The organism is Microbacterium sp. 20-116, from assembly GCF_041079415.1.
Classification (GTDB): domain Bacteria; phylum Actinomycetota; class Actinomycetes; order Actinomycetales; family Microbacteriaceae; genus Microbacterium.
In genome coordinates this window covers 23989-40412 of record NZ_JBFYGP010000007.1, presented here as the reverse complement: position 1 = coordinate 40412, position 16424 = coordinate 23989, and the positions used below count along the sequence as shown (strand labels likewise).

At 70.5% G+C, this 16424-nt stretch carries 15 protein-coding genes; 6 read left to right on the top strand and 9 right to left on the bottom strand.

Translation table 11 applies throughout. The features are described 5' to 3' along the window. Positions 1 to 1284, top strand: coding sequence for an allantoate amidohydrolase (locus AB6V29_RS13185; RefSeq protein ID WP_369359168.1), 1284 nt, complete (start codon positions 1 to 3; stop codon positions 1282 to 1284). Between the two features lie 160 nt (positions 1285 to 1444). On the opposite strand, the gene AB6V29_RS13180 is transcribed toward AB6V29_RS13185, so the two are convergent. The 3 genes from AB6V29_RS13180 to AB6V29_RS13170 form a co-directional block, all read right to left on the bottom strand. Then, positions 1445 to 2851, bottom strand: coding sequence for a hypothetical protein (locus AB6V29_RS13180; protein WP_369359167.1), 1407 nt, complete (start codon positions 2849 to 2851; stop codon positions 1445 to 1447). After that, entirely contained in the window at positions 2848 to 3366 is a 519-nt protein-coding gene (locus tag AB6V29_RS13175) for a MarR family winged helix-turn-helix transcriptional regulator (RefSeq protein WP_369359165.1), read from the bottom strand. The genes AB6V29_RS13180 and AB6V29_RS13175 overlap by 4 nt, the downstream gene beginning before the upstream one ends. A gap of 164 nt (positions 3367 to 3530) precedes the next feature. After that, complete coding sequence (locus AB6V29_RS13170) at positions 3531 to 4346, bottom strand: isocitrate lyase/phosphoenolpyruvate mutase family protein (protein WP_258027881.1); 816 nt, start codon at positions 4344 to 4346, stop codon at positions 3531 to 3533. 374 nt (positions 4347 to 4720) lie between these two features. Between AB6V29_RS13170 and AB6V29_RS13165 the strand changes: the two genes are divergently transcribed. Further along, the gene (locus AB6V29_RS13165; RefSeq protein ID WP_369359164.1) at positions 4721 to 5578 is read left to right on the top strand and encodes a PhzF family phenazine biosynthesis protein; all 858 of its coding nucleotides are present in this window, start codon (positions 4721 to 4723) and stop codon (positions 5576 to 5578) included. 75 nt (positions 5579 to 5653) lie between these two features. Here AB6V29_RS13165 and AB6V29_RS13160 read toward each other — a convergent pair whose 3' ends face one another. From AB6V29_RS13160 to AB6V29_RS13145, 4 genes are read right to left on the bottom strand one after another with little or no spacing between them, the layout of a single operon-like run. Next, positions 5654 to 6010: a DUF6188 family protein gene (locus AB6V29_RS13160; protein ID WP_103207000.1), complete on the bottom strand. Its 357-nt coding sequence runs from the start codon at positions 6008 to 6010 to the stop codon at positions 5654 to 5656. A 10-nt stretch (positions 6011 to 6020) separates the two neighbouring features. Continuing rightward, complete coding sequence (locus AB6V29_RS13155; RefSeq protein ID WP_369359162.1) at positions 6021 to 8825, bottom strand: molybdopterin-dependent oxidoreductase; 2805 nt, start codon at positions 8823 to 8825, stop codon at positions 6021 to 6023. Continuing rightward, the gene (locus AB6V29_RS13150; RefSeq protein ID WP_267789088.1) at positions 8822 to 9655 is read right to left on the bottom strand and encodes an FAD binding domain-containing protein; all 834 of its coding nucleotides are present in this window, start codon (positions 9653 to 9655) and stop codon (positions 8822 to 8824) included. Before AB6V29_RS13150 ends, AB6V29_RS13155 begins: the two co-directional genes overlap by 4 nt. Before the next feature lie 3 nt (positions 9656 to 9658). Next, on the bottom strand, positions 9659 to 10273 hold the full coding sequence (locus tag AB6V29_RS13145) for a pyridoxal 5'-phosphate synthase (RefSeq protein ID WP_267789089.1): 615 nt from the start codon (positions 10271 to 10273) through the stop codon (positions 9659 to 9661). 111 nt (positions 10274 to 10384) lie between these two features. Between AB6V29_RS13145 and AB6V29_RS13140 the strand changes: the two genes are divergently transcribed. Continuing rightward, positions 10385 to 11407 (top strand): methylenetetrahydrofolate reductase C-terminal domain-containing protein, encoded by a 1023-nt coding sequence (locus AB6V29_RS13140; RefSeq protein WP_267789091.1) that lies wholly within the window; start codon positions 10385 to 10387, stop codon positions 11405 to 11407. Between the two features lie 145 nt (positions 11408 to 11552). Here the strand turns inward: AB6V29_RS13140 and AB6V29_RS13135 are convergent, their stop codons facing one another. Next, complete coding sequence (locus AB6V29_RS13135; protein ID WP_369359158.1) at positions 11553 to 12260, bottom strand: SDR family NAD(P)-dependent oxidoreductase; 708 nt, start codon at positions 12258 to 12260, stop codon at positions 11553 to 11555. A gap of 169 nt (positions 12261 to 12429) precedes the next feature. Between AB6V29_RS13135 and AB6V29_RS13130 the strand changes: the two genes are divergently transcribed. The 3 genes from AB6V29_RS13130 to AB6V29_RS13120 all read left to right on the top strand — a co-directional run bounded on the left by AB6V29_RS13130 (position 12430) and on the right by AB6V29_RS13120 (position 15585). Next, complete coding sequence (locus AB6V29_RS13130) at positions 12430 to 13371, top strand: alpha/beta hydrolase (RefSeq protein WP_369359155.1); 942 nt, start codon at positions 12430 to 12432, stop codon at positions 13369 to 13371. Positions 13372 to 13709: 338 nt separating this feature from the next. After that, positions 13710 to 15086: an amidohydrolase family protein gene (locus AB6V29_RS13125; protein WP_369359153.1), complete on the top strand. Its 1377-nt coding sequence runs from the start codon at positions 13710 to 13712 to the stop codon at positions 15084 to 15086. 286 nt (positions 15087 to 15372) lie between these two features. After that, entirely contained in the window at positions 15373 to 15585 is a 213-nt protein-coding gene (locus AB6V29_RS13120; RefSeq protein WP_322476632.1) for a hypothetical protein, read from the top strand. 62 nt (positions 15586 to 15647) lie between these two features. On the opposite strand, the gene AB6V29_RS13115 is transcribed toward AB6V29_RS13120, so the two are convergent. Further along, positions 15648 to 16391 (bottom strand): hypothetical protein, encoded by a 744-nt coding sequence (locus tag AB6V29_RS13115; RefSeq protein ID WP_369359151.1) that lies wholly within the window; start codon positions 16389 to 16391, stop codon positions 15648 to 15650. Positions 16392 to 16424 lie beyond the last annotated feature (33 nt).

Below are 16424 nucleotides of genomic sequence, written 5' to 3'. Positions count from 1 at the left end.
GTGAGCAACGCCACCCGCCTGCAGGTCGCCCCCAATCTCATCGCGTCGGCCGCCCGCCGCGTCATGGGTCGCTGCGAAGAGCTGGCCCGCGTCACCTCGACGCCCGGGAGCATCACGCGCGTCTACCTCTCGCCCGAGCACGCCCGCGTGAACCGGCTCGCCGCCGAATGGATGCGCGAGCTCGGCATGACCACGCGCCAGGACGCGGCGGGCAACCAGATCGGACGCCTCGCCCCCGCCGGAGCCCCCGATGCGCCGGCGCTGCTGATGGGCTCGCACCTCGACACCGTCCCGGACGCCGGACGCTTCGACGGCATCGTCGGGGTGCTGATGGCGCTCGAGGTCGTGCGACTGATCCGCCGGGTCGACGCCGAGGGAACGGCATCCAGTCCCTTCCCCTTCGCGCTCGAGGTCGTCGCCTTCAGCGACGAAGAGGGCACGCGCTTCGGCAAGGCCCTGCTGGGGTCGTCGGCCGTGGCCGGGCAGTGGGACGAGTCCTGGTGGGAGTTGACGGATGCCGACGGCTCGACGCTGCGCGAAGCCTTCCGCGAGTTCGGGCTCGATCCCGGTCGCGTGGGGGAGGCCGCCCGTCGCTCCGAGCAGCTCGTCGGGTATCTCGAGGCGCACATCGAGCAGGGACCGGAACTGCACCGCAGCGGGCAGGCGCTCGCCGCGGTGTCATCGATCGCGTCGGCCAGGCGGTTCCAGCTCGTGGTCGAGGGGGAGGCCCGCCACGCTGGCGGCACGCCCTACGACATGCGCCGCGATGCCCTCCTCGGCGCGAGCGAGGCCGCCCTCGCGGTCGAACGCATCTGCCGGGGTGAGCACCACATCGTGGGTACCGTAGGCCAGCTCGAGGCCTTCCCCGGAGCCGTGAACGTCGTGCCGGGCGAGGCGCACTTCTCTCTCGACCTGCGCGGAGAGTTCGACGACTCCCGCGACCACGCGTGGGACGAGATCGCACGCGAACTCGACGCCATCATGGGCCGTCGCGGGCTCCGCTGGACCGCGCGCGAGGTGCACAGCGCCCCGGCCGTGTTCTGCGCACCCCTGCTGCAGGACGTGGTGCGGGCGGGCATCGGCGCAGAAGCACCGACCCTCTTCAGCCGTGCGGGCCATGACGCGATGTCGATCGGCGCGATCACCGAGGTCGGCATGCTGTTCCTTCGCAACCCCGACGGCATCAGCCATCACCCCGACGAAGCCGTGGCCGGAGCGGATGTGGCGGCGGGGATCCGCGCGCTGGCCGAGGCGGTGCTGCACCTGGGGGCCGAGCGGCGCTGAGTTCCTCGTCGATCAGCGAGATGCCCGGGCAGTCGACATCGGTATCGCTCTCCGCCGTGACCGTGCCGTGCGGTGAGCAAGATCGACCGTCGTGGTCACCTGGCTGTACCTTCGCGGTGCGTTTGTGGTGCGAAACCGAACGGTTTCGCACCACCGTGCGTCAGGTCTTGATGAGGTGTCGTAGTGCTCGGGCTGCGGCGACGAGCTTGTTGAGCTTGTTCGGCAGTTTGACTTTGCCGAAGCTGTCGCTGGCGACCGGGCCGGCGAGGTGGTTTTGCAGGCGGCGGAAGCTGTCGATCTGGCGTGTCAGTAGGTCGATGTCCACGACGTCTTCGTTGGTTTCCGCGAGGAGGTAGAGGGGGCCGGTGACGAGGGCGATCGCGGGGATGCGGTGGTCGTAGAGCGGTTCGCCTTCGCCGAGGTGGATGAGGGCGCCGGGCTTGACGGGGTGGCCGGTCGGGTCGACGCCGTTCCACGTCGCGCGGGCCAGATCCGCGAGTTCCTTGGTGGTGGCGTAGAGCAGTTCGGGTTCGAGTTTCCCGGTGGGGCCGTAGGTGCCGGTGGCGGGGTCGACGTCGTAGTGCTTCGCGCCGAGGTGTTCGATCGCCAGGCCAGCGACGGCGTGTAGCGGACTCCCGGTTGACCACATCTCTGGGTGCGCGTCCAGCCAGGCGGTGGTGGCTTGGCCGTGGGAGGTGACGGCGGGGATGCGGAGGTGTCCGGCGGTGTAGATGAACACGATGGTGCGGTTGTGGGGCGCTGCTGCGGCGTCACGCGCGAGGGTGAGTAGTCCGATGTGGCCGTTCTCTTCGACGGCGTTGCCGCCGTCGCTGTGGGTGACTACCAGGATTGCTTCGTGGGCGTCGCTCCCGGAGCCGGGGGAGACAGCCCAGAGGGTGTCCATCGTGGCGCCGGGCACTCGCTCGGCGGCGAGGACGACTGTGGCGGTGGCGCCGGCTTCGGCCGCGGCGACGAGCGCGTCGGCTTCGGACTCGGGAGCCCACACGGCCGGGATGCCCTGGTAGTCACGGGTGAACGGCAGGTACTGGGCGTGCGCGGCCCCATCGGGTAGGTCACGCCAGACAGCGATCACCGCTCGCACCCCGGCTGCGCACGCCTTCGCCAGATCGGTGCCGCCAAGCTCTGACCCGACAACGGGGTTGGCGATCGAATCGAACGGATAGGTGCCGTCCCACGTGTCGACCAAGAGGGAGGAGGGGACGTCGATGTTGCGCATCTCCACCACGGCGATCTTCCCCGCGGCGTTCGCCCACTTCTTGCGTCGTCCGCGGAGGAGGACGAGGGGCGCCGTGACGCCCTCCGGGGGTGTCTCGCCGGAGTAGGGCCACGCCGAGGAGAGTTTCACCGCGCGGCCGGCGACGGTGAGCGCGACGTTTTCCGGGGACACGTCCCAGCGTTCGAAGGAGTGCGGGTCACGGTGCACCTGGTAGCCCAGGTCGGTGAGGTCTTGAGCGACGTCTTCGATGAGCGCGCGGTGCGCGCTAGTGGCGGAGTTGCGCGGGCCGAGTTCGTGCAGTCGACGGATCCGTGCGGCGTAGTCAGTCATGAGACCTCCCGAACGTGAGCGCTCGGGAGAACGAGGGGTGGTGTGGCGTGCGCGAGGGCGTTGTTCAGTGCGGGTAGGTCGATGCCGCGCGCGGCGAGCTGAGCGGCACCATCGGTAGACGCTTGGGCGATGCGGGGCGCGACCGCCTCCGCCGCCTCGAGGCCGGCGGGGGTGAGGCGGACGAGCACGCGGCGCCTGTTCGCCTCGTCAGGGCGCCGCTCGACAAGTCCGCGGTTTTCGAGGTGGCGCACCCGGTGGGTTACCGACCCCGCCGTGATGAAGAGCTGTGCCTGAAGGTCGCCCATCGCGATGTCCACCGGCGAATACCTCCACAGCACGAACAGAACGTCCCACTCCCAAAGGTCCAGCTCACTCCCCGCCAACACCACTGCCGAGTAGGCGGCGAGGGTGCGGTGCGCGAGAAACAGTCGCCGGTTCAACTCCAACGCCGACAAGTCCGCGTCGGGGAACCGAGCACCCCAGGCCTTCAAAACCTCATCCATGGCGTCTGTCATGACACCTCCAAAACTTTTATATCAAAATGTCGCGTGCGGCATGCGCATTGCTTTCCTCACGTCATCTGTACGGGGCAGGTGTGCTGCAGTACCGATCGGTTTCACTCCTCCGCGGGACCGTCGACGGGGCGCCGCACATTGGCGGGCCCGCCAGGCGCGAGTCGCTAGCCTCGTGAGAACAGCGAGTTCAGCTCGCCGTAAGCGACGGCCGGGGCCAAGGGCCCATACGTGCCAGCAGTCAGCAGCTCGGTAGCGGCCGATCGAGCAATTTCGTACGCGGCCTGTGCCATGCCCGAGCCGACGCTCACGCGGGCCACTCCGAGTTCCGAGAGCTGCGCGGTGTTCGGGGAGCCGGGACCTACCATCACGTTCAGCGGGCCGTTGATCGCCTCAGCCAGCGCCCTGATCGTGTCGGCGTCGCTGACTCCGGGTACGAAGACACCATCTGCTCCTGCTTCGAGGTACCGGTGCGCTCGGTGGAGGGTCTCAACGAGGCGTTGCTCCGGCGTGACCAGGCCGGCGAGGTACACGTCCGTCCGCGCGTTGATGAACATCGGCACCCCGGCGCGATCCGCTGTGCGTCGAGCCGCGCCGATACGAGCTATCAGCTCTGCTGGGGGCAGTGCGCCGTCCTCGATGTTGATGCCGACCGCACCGGCCTCGAGAACGGCGTCGACCGTCTGCTCCACGCCGTCTGCGTCATCGGCGTAGCCGGCTTCGATGTCAGCGGTGACGGGCACGGTGACCGCGCTTGCGATCCGAGCGAGTGCCGCGATGGCCTCCTCGCGCCCGAGCGCGTTACCGTCCGCATGACCGAGTGACCATGCGACACCTGCGCTGGTGGTAGCGATGGCTGGCGCACCCGCGCTCTCGACGAGACGGGCGCTTGCTACGTCCCAGGCGTTGGCGAGAAGGAGCGGGTGTGCGGGGTTCTGGTGCAGCATGTGGAAGGCGGCGGCCTGCGTGGTTCTGTCGTTCACCTGCTCAGTTCATCCGAGCCGCGGCCCCGTTTCTGGCGGATATCGGACGACGCGGTCAGCGTTACAGCGGTCTCGACAGCCGATCGCTACACGAGACGTCCGGCTGTGCCTCGTGACCGTGGTCAGCGATGGAGCTCGAGGCCATCATGGGTCGTCGCGCGCTCCGCCGGACGGCCCGCGAGGTGCACAGCGCCCCGAGGCCGTGCTGCACCTGGGGGCCGAGCCGCGCTGAGTTCCGCGTCGAGCGTGATTCCCGGGCGGTCGCGACCGCTGTCGTAGCCCGCCCGTGCGCATGCCGCGCGGGCGCCCGGTGCAGGCCACGAGAACGCGGGTGGCCCCCTCGGTCACCGGGCGCCCTGCGGAAGAATCGAGTCATGACCCCCACCCCTGACGTCCTCGAACTCCTCGCTTTCGCCGCCGAGCCCGGCGGCGGCAATCCCGCGGGTGTGGTCCTGGATGCCGTGGGTCTGAGCGAAGCGGAGATGCAGCGGATCGCGGCCGACCTGGGGCATCCCGAGACCGCGTTCGTGGGCGCCCGCGAGGGGCGCCGCGTCGCCGTGCGTTACTTCTCGCCTGACGATGAGGTGCCGTTCTGCGGGCACGCGACCGTCGCGACCGCCGTCGCGCTCGCCGAGGCCGAGGGGCCGGGGTCCTTCGTTTTCGACACCGCCGCCGGGGTCGTCGAAGTGACGACCGAGCGCGGAGCAGAGGGGCGTGTGACGGCCGGGTTCACGAGCGTCGAGCCGTACGTCGTCGACCTCGAAGCAGACGTCGCCGACCGCCTGCTCGGCCTTCTCGGGCTCTCTCACGCGGACCTCGACGAGCGGATGCCGCTGGCCCAATCGTTCGCGGGCAACCTGCACCCGGTCGTCGCGGTGCGGGAGCAGCACACGTTCGATTCCTTCACGTTCGCGCCCGCACCCGTGCGCGCTCTGCTCGACGAGCGCGGATGGAAGGGCACGATCATCGTCGTCCATGTCGACGCTGCGATCGCCGACGGCGTGGTGATCGAGGCGAGGAATCTCTTCCCGGTGGCCGACATCACCGAGGACCCCGCGACGGGCTCCGCGGCGGCGTCGCTCGGCGCGTATCTGCGCGACCGCATCGGTCTGCCGGCCCCGTTCGGATTCAGCGTCCGGCAGGGCCGACACATCGGTCGACCGAGCGTGCTGGACGTCGAGGTTCCGGCATCCGGTGGCATCGTCGTGCGGGGGTCGGCGACGCCGCTCTGATCTCGCGCCGGCGGGTCGTACCCTTGCCGGGAACCGGAGGGCTCGGCGGGGCGACCCCGCAGACGCGACCAGCGATCACATGATCCAGATGCGCTCGCCGTGGTGCACGTCGAAGCATTCGTACGGGCCGAGGTCGTCGATCGCCCTCACGACCGTGCCGTTCTCGAACGTCAACGCGAGGCTCGAGGGCGCGTCGACTCGCACCGCCGTCACGGTCAGCGCGAGCAGGTCGAGCAGCGGCGCCGCGAGAGCGCGGGAGTCTTCGGCGGATCTCTCGTCGCCGCCCGGGACGGTCACGGCGAGCGGCCCCTCGACGTCGAGGCCCACGCCTTCGTCGAAGAACAGCGACACCTTGTAGCGGCCGAAGGTCACGGCATCCAGCCGTCGCCCCTCGAAGAAGTCGAACGTCTCGTCCGCGGGAATGCCGTACACAGCGGTCAGCCTAGGCGGCGTCACCGCCGGCCAGCCGCCACACGCGGTCGCGCGAGAACGGCAGCTCGTACCCGCGTCGCCCGAGCGCGCGCGACACGGCGTTGCCGATCGCGGCTCCCACGGGGTTGTACGGCGACTCGCTCATCGACTTCGCGCCGAACGGACCCAGGGTGTCGTCGGTCTCGGCGAAGTACACCTCGGTGTCGGGCACGTCGGCGAACTGCGGCACGCGGTACGTGCGGAACACCGGGTTCTGCACGACGCCGTCCTCGAGGTGGACCTCTTCGTAGAGCGCCCCACCGAGGGCCTGGGCCACGCCGCCCTCGATCTGCCCGCGGCACTGCGCAGGGTTGATGACGACTCCGGCATCCGCCGACTGAATGGACTGCAGCACCTTCACCGTCCCCGTCTCGGGGTCGACCGCGACGCGCACGGCGTGCACGTTGAACGCGAGCGAACGGAAATCGCCGAACTCCGCGCCGTCCGCGGTGAGCTCTCCCGCGCCCCCGGCCTCGACGATCCGCGCCCACGAGACGACCTCACCTCCGGATCGGATTCCGGATGCCACGATCTCGGCCTCCGCGGCATCGCTCTGCGTGAGGTCGGCGGCGAGGGCGAGCATCCGCCTCTTCAGCGCGAGGCAGGCGCCGTAGAGCGCCTTGCCGGCGACCACCGTTCCCGCCGAGGCGAACGCTCCGGTGTCGTGGCGCACCGCGTCGGTGTCGGCGGCCCATAGCTCGAGCCGCTCCGGGGCGGCGTCCAGCACCGTCGCCGCGATCTGCCGGTGCACGGTCGAGGTGCCGTTGCCGAACTCCGCCGTGCCGACGCGCAGCAGGTAGGTGCCGTCGGGGCGCAGGGTCGCGCTGGTGTGGGCGATGTGCCCGCGTGGGGCCATGGTCGCGATCATCGCGGCGGCCATGCCCTCGCCGACGAGCCAGCCCTCCGGGGCCTCGGCGTCGTTGCCACGCCGCAGGGCGTCCTGCGCGAGATCGAGGCACTGGTCGAGACCGTAGCTGCCCCAGATGAGGTCTTCCTCGTGCGATTCCTCGCCGTCGTCGGGGTGCAGGGAGTCGCCCTCGCGGACGGCGTTGATGCGGCGCAGCTCGAAGGGGTCGATGTCGAGCGCTTCCGCGAGGGCGTCCATCGCCGACTCGACCGCGAAGACCACCTGCCCCAGGCCGTACCCGCGGAACGCGCCCGACGGGGGGTTGTTCGTATAGACCGCCTCGGCATCGATCCACTTCACCGGAACCCGGTACAGCGTCGTCGACTCGGCGCACGAGTGGAAGAGCACGCCGATCGCGTGGTTGCCGTAGGCCCCGGTGTCGCTCAGCACGTCGATCTTCATCGCGGTGAGGGTGCCGTCGGCATCCGCTCCCAGCGTCGTCTTCACGCGCATCGGATGCCGGAGCGAGGCCCGCACGAACTGATCGGTGCGCGAGAACTCGTAGGCGACGGGCCGACCGAGCTTCAGCACGGCGAGAGCGGTGAGGTCTTCGGTGAACAGCTCCTGCTTGCCGCCGAAGCCGCCGCCGACGCGCGTGGCATACACGCGCACGCGGTCGCGCTCCAGGCCGAACACGTGCGCGAGTTCGTCGCGGGCGAGGAACGGCACCTGGGTCGACGAGCGGATCACCAGGCGCCCCTCGTCGTCGAGCCAGCCGATGGCCCCGTGCGTCTCGAGGGCCGCGTGGGTGACGCGCGAGGATCGCCACTCGCCGGTCACCGTGGTGTGGCTCGCGGCGAGGGCGGCGTCGATGTCGCCGCCGTGGCCGGTGTGGAAGCCCGCGACGACGTTGCGTTCGGCCGCCATCACCCGCTCTGCGGGGGTCCGGTCGGGGTGCAGCAGCGGCGCCCCGGGGCGGCGCGCCTCGTCGGGGTCGAACACCGCGGGAAGCACCTCGTAGTCGACGACGATCGCCCGGCATCCGGCATCCGCCGCTTCCGCCGTCTCGCCCACCACGGCGACGACCCGCTGACCCACGTGCCGCACGACGTCGTCGAGCATGCGCGTGTCGTCGGGGTCGTCGGTGCGGTGCTCGTGCCGGCCGGTCGAGTACCGCACGTCGGGGACGTCTTCGTGGGTGAACACGGCCACGACCCCGGGTACCGCGAGGGCATCCGCGGTGTCGATCGAGACCACGCGGGCGTGCGCGTGCGGCGAGGTCACGACGCGTAGCACGAGCGCCGGACCGCCGGGCACGGGCTCGTCGAAGGTGAACGGTTCGCGGCCCTGGACGATGCGCCGCGCGGCCTCGGGAACGGTGGAGGCGCCGACGCGTCCTGCCGGGGTCGCGGGTCCGGATGCCACCTTCTCGTCGTGACCGTCGCAGGAAGCGCCGCACGAGGGGTCGGGGGTTCGTGCGCCCGTCTCGCGCACCGGCCCGAGCACCGACGCCCGGATCGCCTCGCGGATCGGGCGGTACCCGGTGCAGCGGCAGAGGTTGCCCTTCATGCGGCGGTCGAGGTCGGGCAGGTCGTCGGCGGTGAGGGTGGATGCCGTGACGCTCATGCCCGGCGTGCAGAACCCGCACTGGAAGCCGAAGCCGGTCGCCAGAGCCTCCTGCACCGGGTGCAGGTCGTCGCCGGGGGCGAGGCCCGCGGCGGTGGTGATCGCGCGGCCCTCGAGCCGCATCGCGGGGATGATGCACGAGTGGGTGGGGGTCCCGTCGAGCAGCACCGAGCACGCGCCGCAGTCGCCGGCGTCGCAGCCCTTCTTCACCTCGACGTGGCCGGCCTCGCGCAGCAGCGTGCGGGCGCTCTGACCGGGACGGGGATCGACCTCGACCGGGGCGCCGTTGACCTCGAATCTCACGCGACGCCTTCCTGCAGCTCGCGCGCGAACCGCGCGCGCAGTCGTTCCGCCAGCACGACGCTCACGCCCCGGCGCCAGTCCGCGCTCCCCAAAGGGTCGGTGTAGAAGTCGCTCGCGGCGGCCACGGCATCCCGGAGCTCTCCCGCCCCGGGCGCCTGCGGAAAGCGCAGCACGCGGGGCCGGCGCACCGCCGCCGTCACGACGAAGACGGCGGTGCCGTCGGGGTCGACACGGGCCGTGACCACGGCCCCGGACCGGCCGAGCTCCGCGAGCGCGATCTTCTGCAGCCCGACCCGCGCCTCCAGCGCGCGGGCCGGAACGTCGAGGGCGCGCACGACCTCACCGGGGTTCAGGGAGGTCGCGGCATTGTCGACCACCAGGTCCGCCACGGCGATCCGGCGTTCTCCGCCGTCGGGCGTCCAGACCAGGGCCGTGGCATCAAGGGTCGACAAGAGCGCGATCATGGCGCCGGCAGCGAATGCCTGACACACGTTGCCGCCGACGGTGGCGGTGTTCCAGATCTTGAACGAGGCCAGCAGCGCGTCTGCGGCGGGGCGCGCGAGAGCGAGGGAGGTCCAGGCGGTGGGGGCCTCGTGCTCGACCCACGAGAGAAGCCGCGCGATGGTGCACGTCGCACCGATGCGCAGGCCCTCGTCGGTGATCTCGAGGTCGGGCCAGTCGAGGGTCGTCAGGTCGACGAAGCCGGTGGTGCCGGGCTGGGGCTCGCTCATGATCCAGGTGCCGCCGGCGAGCACGACCTCGCCGGGCGCGAGAGCGAGATCGGCGCGCGTGCGTGCGGCGCGGTACGAGCTGACGGTGGTGATGTCCATCACTCAACCCGCCAGGATCCGGCCCGACCAGCGGCCGTCGGCGAGCGTGTAGTGCTGGCGCGTGCTCTGCCCGATCGGGTCGCCGCGCCAGAACGTCAGGGTGACCGGGCGCAGGCGGAATCCCGCCCACCGCTCCGGTGGCTCGAGCTCGGGGTGGGCGTCGGAGAACTCCGCCCACAGGTGGTGCCGCGCCTCGGCCGGAAGGTGCGCGTTCTCGTGGGTGTTGAGCCACGCGAGCAGCTGCAGGTAACGGGACCGCTCGCGATAGACGGCCGCCGCCTCGGCGGCGCTCACCCGCTCGACGATTCCGCGCACGACGAGCTGGCGGCCGACCTCGGGCCACGCCACGGCCATCGCCGCGACCGGGTTGGCGGCGATCTCGGCGACCTTCGTGCTCGCCGAGTCGGTGTGGAAGTAGACGCCCGTGGCATCCCGGTCGCTGATCAGGACGTGCCGGAGCGAAGGGATGCCGTCGAGCCCGACGGTCGAGAGAGCGGCGAGGGGGCGCAGTTCCCCCTCGTGGGGCGGGAGCCACTGCTGGACGAGCTCCAGCGGATCGTCGACGAGCGCGTCGATGTCGTCGACGTCGGAACCGAACGTGGTGCCGGCCGTGATCATGGCCACCTCCGGGGGAGCTGCTGCGGGTATCGCCGAGCGTAGGCAGCGCGCGTTTCGGCGATGTTGCCGCCATGAACATTCGTCGAAACACGCGCTCCGTACACTCCGGTCATGACCGTGCTGCCCCTCATCGACGCGTGCCCGAAGCGCATGGAGTACGGACCCTGCGGCGGGGTCGGCTTCGACGGATCGTGCGAGATCGACGCCGCGCACGCGTGCGTCTTCCTGCCCCGGCGGACGGTGCCCTGGTCCGGCATCGACCGCGTGGCCGCCCCGCCGCCCGCGCCTCGCACAGAAGCGGCCGAGCGGACTCTCGCCGACCTGGGCACCCGACCCTGGGTCGTGGCCGACCTGCCCGCGCGGGCCCTCAGCGTCTCGTCGATCGACGCGTGCGCGGGGGTTCTCGTCGGAGAAGTGGATGCCGTCCTCGCCGGCGACGCGGGAAGCGCGCGCGTGCAGTTCCCTCCCGCGTACCGCGCCCACCTGCTGCAGCGACGAGGCCTGCGCGTGTGGACCGGCCTGAACATGCGCGACCGCAACCGGGTGGCGATCGAGGGGGAGCTCGCCGCCCTCGCGGTCGAGGGGGTGGCGGGTGTGCATTGCGTCACCGGCGACCACACCCGCACCGGCCACCGGCCCGATGCCGCCCCCGTCTTCGACCTCGACTCCACCGAGGCCGCCGCCCTCGCCCGGGCCGCAGGTCACGTCGTCTCGGTCGCCGCCTCGCCCGCCGCGCCGCCGGTCGACCGGCGCGCCGAACGACTGCGCGAGAAGGCTCGGGCCGGGGCCGACGTCTGCTTCGTGAACCATGCAGGCGGGGCGGAGCCCGTGCGCCGGTTCATCGACGAGGTCGCAGACGGCATCCGATTCATCCCGTGCGTGCCGGTGGTCGTCGACCACGCCTCCGCCGACCTGCTGGAGTCGTTCACCACGCTGGCTCTGCCCGAGGGGTTCCTCGAGCGCGTGCGCGGCGCCCGCGACCCGCGCGCCGAGGGCATCGCCCTCGCCACAGCCCTCGCCGAGGAGATGCTCGCGCTGCCCGGCGTCGTCGGTGTGAACCTGTCGGGCGGGCGTGACGGCGCCGAGGAATCGTTCGCGGAGGCGATGGCGGAGGTGGCACGGCGGCTTCGGTGACGGCTCTCTCATGGGTCGCGGCGGGCCATACTCCTGAGATTAGGCCGGTCGGGTCCGGCGGTGCGCCGATTCCCCGCGGCTCGAGCCGGCGCGGCTGACGGTTCTCAGGAGTTTCGCCCGGCCCGGGCGCGGCCACGTGCCCGCGTCAGTGCATGATCATGCCGCCGGTGACGTTGATCGCCTGACCGGTGAGATAGCCGCCCGCGGGCGACGCGAGGAAGTGCGTCACCCCCGCCACGTCCTCGGGCGCGCCCAGCCGCCCGAGCGGCGACTTCGCGCTCCATGTGCGCACGTCGTCGTCGGAGCGGGTGTCGGCGCCCATGTCGGTGAGCACGTATCCGGGGCACACGGCGTTGACGCGCACACCGTGGCATCCCCACTCCTGTGCCCCCGCGCGCGTCAGCGCGACGACCGCGGCCTTCGATGCGGCGTAATGCCCCTCGCCGCCGCCGCCCTGTTTGGCGGCCATGCTGGCGATGTTGACGATCGAGCCGGCGCGCGCCTCGAGCATGACCGGCGCGACCGCTTGCATCGTCACCAGCGTCGCGCGCGCGTTGATGTCGAGCACGAGGTCCCAGTCGTCGACCGTGATGTCGAGGAGCGAGACGTGCTGGAACACCCCGGCGCAGTTCACGAGCACGTCGACGCCATCGAGAGCCGCGATCGCCTCGCCGACCGCGCGGCGCGTGTCGAGCGGATCGCGCAGGTCGACGGAGAAGAAGAGGGATGCCGTGGCCTCGGACGGAGCACGACGATCGAGCACCGCGACCCGGGCGCCGTCGCCCAGGAACCGTTCGACGATCGCGGCGCCGATGCCGCCGGATCCTCCCGTGACGATGACGCGCTGCGGCATGGTGCTCCTCCCGTGGGCGTCGGGTCGCCCTGGCCGCACGGTACGCCCGGCGGGTGCATCGGCCGAAGACGCCGGTGTTTCCGCGGCGTAACGCTTCTGCCGTCGCGCCGGGTCGTCGGCATCCTGGGTCTTACGCTCGGCTCATCACCCGACCAGCCTCTGGAGAGCCGTGCCCGTTCACCCCGCCATCACCGACCCCGCCGTGCGCGCGCACCTCGAGCGACTCTCCGCTCGAGCGGGCACAATCCCCTCGGGCGCGACGGATGCCGAGGGCGACGACGCCGCGCGCATCGCCGAGCTGCGCGCGAACCCGTCGTGGGTCCGCCTGCCCGACGACGACGCCCTCGAGTCGATCGACCTGGACGCCGACGGCCTCGCCCTGCGCCTCTACCGCCCGCGCGCGGGGCACCGAGGAACCCTCGTCTTCGCCCACGGAGGCGGATGGGTGGCCGGTGACCTCGACAACAACGACGCTCTCTGCCGCGCCCTGGCGCTCGCCACCGGAACCCAGGTGTTGAGCGCCGATTACCGTCTGGCGCCCGAGCACCCCTTTCCGGCCGGGCTCGACGACCTCGACCGGGCCCTTCGCTTCGCCGCGACCGGCGCAGGAGGGCTCGTCGACCCCGCCCTCCTCGGCGTCGCCGGACACAGCGCGGGCGGCAACCTCGCCGCGGCTCTCGCGCTGCGCTCGCGGGAGGGCCGGGCTCCCGGCATCCGGTGTCAGGTGCTGTTGTGCCCGGTGCTCGACGCGCCCGATCCGACCCGCCCGAGCTATCGCGCCCACACCGAGAACCTGCCGCTGACCGCGAAGGGGATGCAGTGGTACTGGGGTCTGTACCTCGAAGCCGACGGTGCGGTGCCCGTGGAAGCGGCACCGCTGCGCGCCCCCGACCTGACGGACTCCGCGCCCGCGGTGATCGTCGCGGCGAGCGTCGACCCCCTCGCGGACGAGGCGGAGGAGTACGGCGACCGGCTCGCGGCATCCGGGGTCCCCGTCGACTTCGTGCGGCGCGAGGGGGTGCCGCACCTCTTCCTGGTGTTCCCGTCGACGCCCGCCCGCGACGAGGTGCTGGCGCAGATCGCGCCGGCCGTGCGGCGCGCCTTCGCCTGAGGTCCCGGCGCCCGCGCACCCCGGCCCCGGCCCCGCGCCCGTGTCCCGCACCCCGGCTCCGGCCCCGCGCCCGTGTCCCGCGCCGTGCCGGCCCCACGACGTTGAGTGTCCAAAACACCCGGAGGCCTGAAAAATTCGTCCGGGTTTCCTGGACACTCGACAACGCGAACGGGAGCGCCGCGAACGGTGTCGTCGCGTCCGGTTGAGTGTCCACAACACCCGGTCGCCGTGAGAATCCGTCCGGGTTTCTTGGACACTCGATGCCACGGTAGGCCCCGCAAAACGTCCGCCTCACGCTCGGAACACCGCGGAAACACGCCATTGTTACCGTCATCAACATGTCGCTCCTGGTCACGAACGCGCGTCTCATCACGGTCCCTGCGGGCACCGACGACCCCGGCTACATCGAGCGCGGCTACATGCTCGTCGAGTCCGGTCGCATCACCGCCATCGGCTCCGGCGATCCCGCCCCCGGGGTGACCGCCGACGAGACGCTCGACGTCGACGGCAAGTTCGTCGCCCCGGGGTTCGTGTCCTCCCACAGCCACCTCTTCACGAGCGGCTCGCGCGGACTCGGCGTCGACCAGACGCTCTACGGCTGGTGCACCTCGATGTTCAGCGTCCTGAACAACGCCTCTCCCGACCAGATCTACTGGGCGACGCTGCACGGCTCGCTCGACTTCCTCGCCAACGGTGTCACCACGGCGTACAACTTCACCGACCCGCTGCTGCCCTGGGAGCCGATGGTCGAGGGCAAGCGAGCCGACGGTGGCGGAGTCCTCCGCGACCACGCGTGGCACACCCGCCAGGCCGACGGTTGCCTCGACGCGGGTCTCCGCTTCGTCGACTCGATCGCGTTGGATGCCACCGTCGGCACCGACGACGAGATCTTCGCCCGCTTCGAGGCCTCCCTCGACCACGTCCTCGCGATGGACCCCGACCTCGCCCTCGGGGCATCCATCATGGGGCAGGTGCAGTGGTCGACCCGGCCGGATGCCGCCGAGATCGAGGTCGCGGTCATGGACCGCTTCGGCGTCACGAACCAGGCGCACTTCCTCGAGACGTACGAGGCGATCGAGCATCAGCAGACGAAGTTCCAGCTGTACAAGAACGCCGGCGCACTGCGCCCGGGCATGATGTTCGGCCACTTCATCCAGACGACGCCCGAGATCATCGCGGATGCCGCGGCGGGAGGCGCCAGCATGTCGTGGCAGCCCGCGTCGAACGGGCGTCTGGCGTCGGGCATCGCTCACGTGCCCGAGATGCTCGACCAGGGAATGAAGGTCGGCATGGGCCTCGACGACCAGGCCTGCACCGACGTGGCCGACCCCTGGCAGAACATGCGCATGGGCATGTTCATGCAGCGCGCCCGCACCCACGACCCGCTGTCGATGATGCCCGAGCGCGTCCTTCGTCTGCACACCCTCGGGGGAGCGGAGATCATGGGCGTCGACGACCGCGTCGGCAGCCTCGAGGTGGGCAAGTTCGCCGACTTCGTCGTCGTCGACCCGCGCACGCCCGACATCGGGCCGCTGTGGAACCCGGTGCGCAGTTACGTGCTGGCCTGCGGCCTGCGCAACCTGCAGCAGGTCTACGTCGGCGGCAAGCTCGTGAACGACCGCGGGGTCTCCACGAACCCGCTCGCGCTCGAGGCCTCGCGCGTGCTCCACGAGGAGCTGCCCGCCCTCGCCGAGGAGTTCGGCGTCATCCTCTGACCCAGCTTCCCTCCCGTTGGGTGTCCGCGCCGCGCCGCGTCCCGCGCGCGACGGCGGCGTCTTCTGGACGCTCAATCTACCCTCGCCCCCACCCCGTCGAGTGTCCAGAACACCCGGACGGGATGCCGCGGTCGTCCGGGTTTCTCGGACACTCAGGGACTTTTGGGTTAACGGGTGGGTATGCCTGCTGAGCGGGTCTGCGGTGGCGATGTACCTTGCTCTCCTTCAGCAGTCCAACATCAAGGCGGGACAGGTCACTCGGTAGAACTTCTGGTTCTCGCCGAGCGTGGCCGCGCGACGCTACGGCCTCACTGACATCACCCGCAGCAAGGCGCTCCGAGAGCTCGAGACCCACCAGCTGATCAACATTTCCAGCGGCGTCACGGGAAGAACCCTGTCGCACCTGCGCGTGCGCAACATCTTCACTGTGGATCTCGATCAGCTGAAGCAGGTGGCGGTTCCCATTGTGACTAACGACCCATTGCTGGCTAAGGAGTAGAGCCAGCGGGTATCCTTTCCTGACGCGGCGCCTTGGGGTCCACCGATCCTCGGGACGCGTCTTTAGATTCCCTCTTTTCCATCACTTCGCGTGGCGACGGTGTCATAGATGTCTTCCCTATAGGCCGGTTTGACCCGGTGGCGGACCCCGCATCTGACTTCCTCGACCAAGTTGGAGATCGTCGCAGCATGGTTGAAGGAGCCCCCAACCGCGAAGTACGCGCGCGCCCACTGCTCGGGGTCCGCGGGGTGCCCATGGGCTGCGAACGCGTGAACGAGCTGTACGACCGCATCTTTCCCGCGTCCGGACTTGAGCCCGTTGTATTCCTCCTGCTGAATGGTCTCAGCCGCTGTCCGCAGAATCGGATCTACTGGTTTCGCGGCCGCGCCGGTGTGAAGGTTGAGGGCGCCCATCGCGTCGAGCCAGACGCGGATGGGGTACTTCTCGTGGTGCACCATGACGAACAGCTTCTGTAGCCGCCCATCGTGGACGAGCTCGGCGACAAGCTCACAGTCCTTCTCCTCGTTCGGTCGGAGCACCGTGATGGCCTGCTGGAACGCCTCGTCTTGGGGGAGTAGCTCATCGAGCTGCTGGATCTCTCTTACGGCGCGCTTGGTACGAGGCCCGGCGACGTGGTCCACGATCGAGCGGTCTACGCTCGCGCGGTCATCGAACTGCTTCATGCTCGCCGTTGCAAAAAGGTATGGCTCTCCACCGAGCCAGTCCTGGATGCGGGCGCTCTGCGGCACCATCGCGGTTCCATATTGGCCCCACTCCGACAAAGTCATGTATGCAATCGCAGTCACGCCACTTATCGTGACAGCGACCACCGACATCAC

What these genes read in the sequence shown, in the direction of transcription:
- AB6V29_RS13180 (WP_369359167.1), bottom strand. Translation starts at nt 2,851, where the DNA reads ATGACTGACTACGCCGCACGGATCCGTCGACTGCACGAACTCGGCCCG.
- AB6V29_RS13175 (WP_369359165.1), bottom strand. Translation starts at nt 3,366, where the DNA reads ATGACAGACGCCATGGATGAGGTTTTGAAGGCCTGGGGTGCTCGGTTC.
- AB6V29_RS13165 (WP_369359164.1), top strand. Translation starts at nt 4,721, where the DNA reads ATGACCCCCACCCCTGACGTCCTCGAACTCCTCGCTTTCGCCGCCGAG.
- AB6V29_RS13150 (WP_267789088.1), bottom strand. Translation starts at nt 9,655, where the DNA reads ATGGACATCACCACCGTCAGCTCGTACCGCGCCGCACGCACGCGCGCC.
- AB6V29_RS13145 (WP_267789089.1), bottom strand. Translation starts at nt 10,273, where the DNA reads ATGATCACGGCCGGCACCACGTTCGGTTCCGACGTCGACGACATCGAC.
- AB6V29_RS13140 (WP_267789091.1), top strand. Translation starts at nt 10,385, where the DNA reads ATGACCGTGCTGCCCCTCATCGACGCGTGCCCGAAGCGCATGGAGTAC.
- AB6V29_RS13135 (WP_369359158.1), bottom strand. Translation starts at nt 12,260, where the DNA reads ATGCCGCAGCGCGTCATCGTCACGGGAGGATCCGGCGGCATCGGCGCC.
- AB6V29_RS13125 (WP_369359153.1), top strand. Translation starts at nt 13,710, where the DNA reads ATGTCGCTCCTGGTCACGAACGCGCGTCTCATCACGGTCCCTGCGGGC.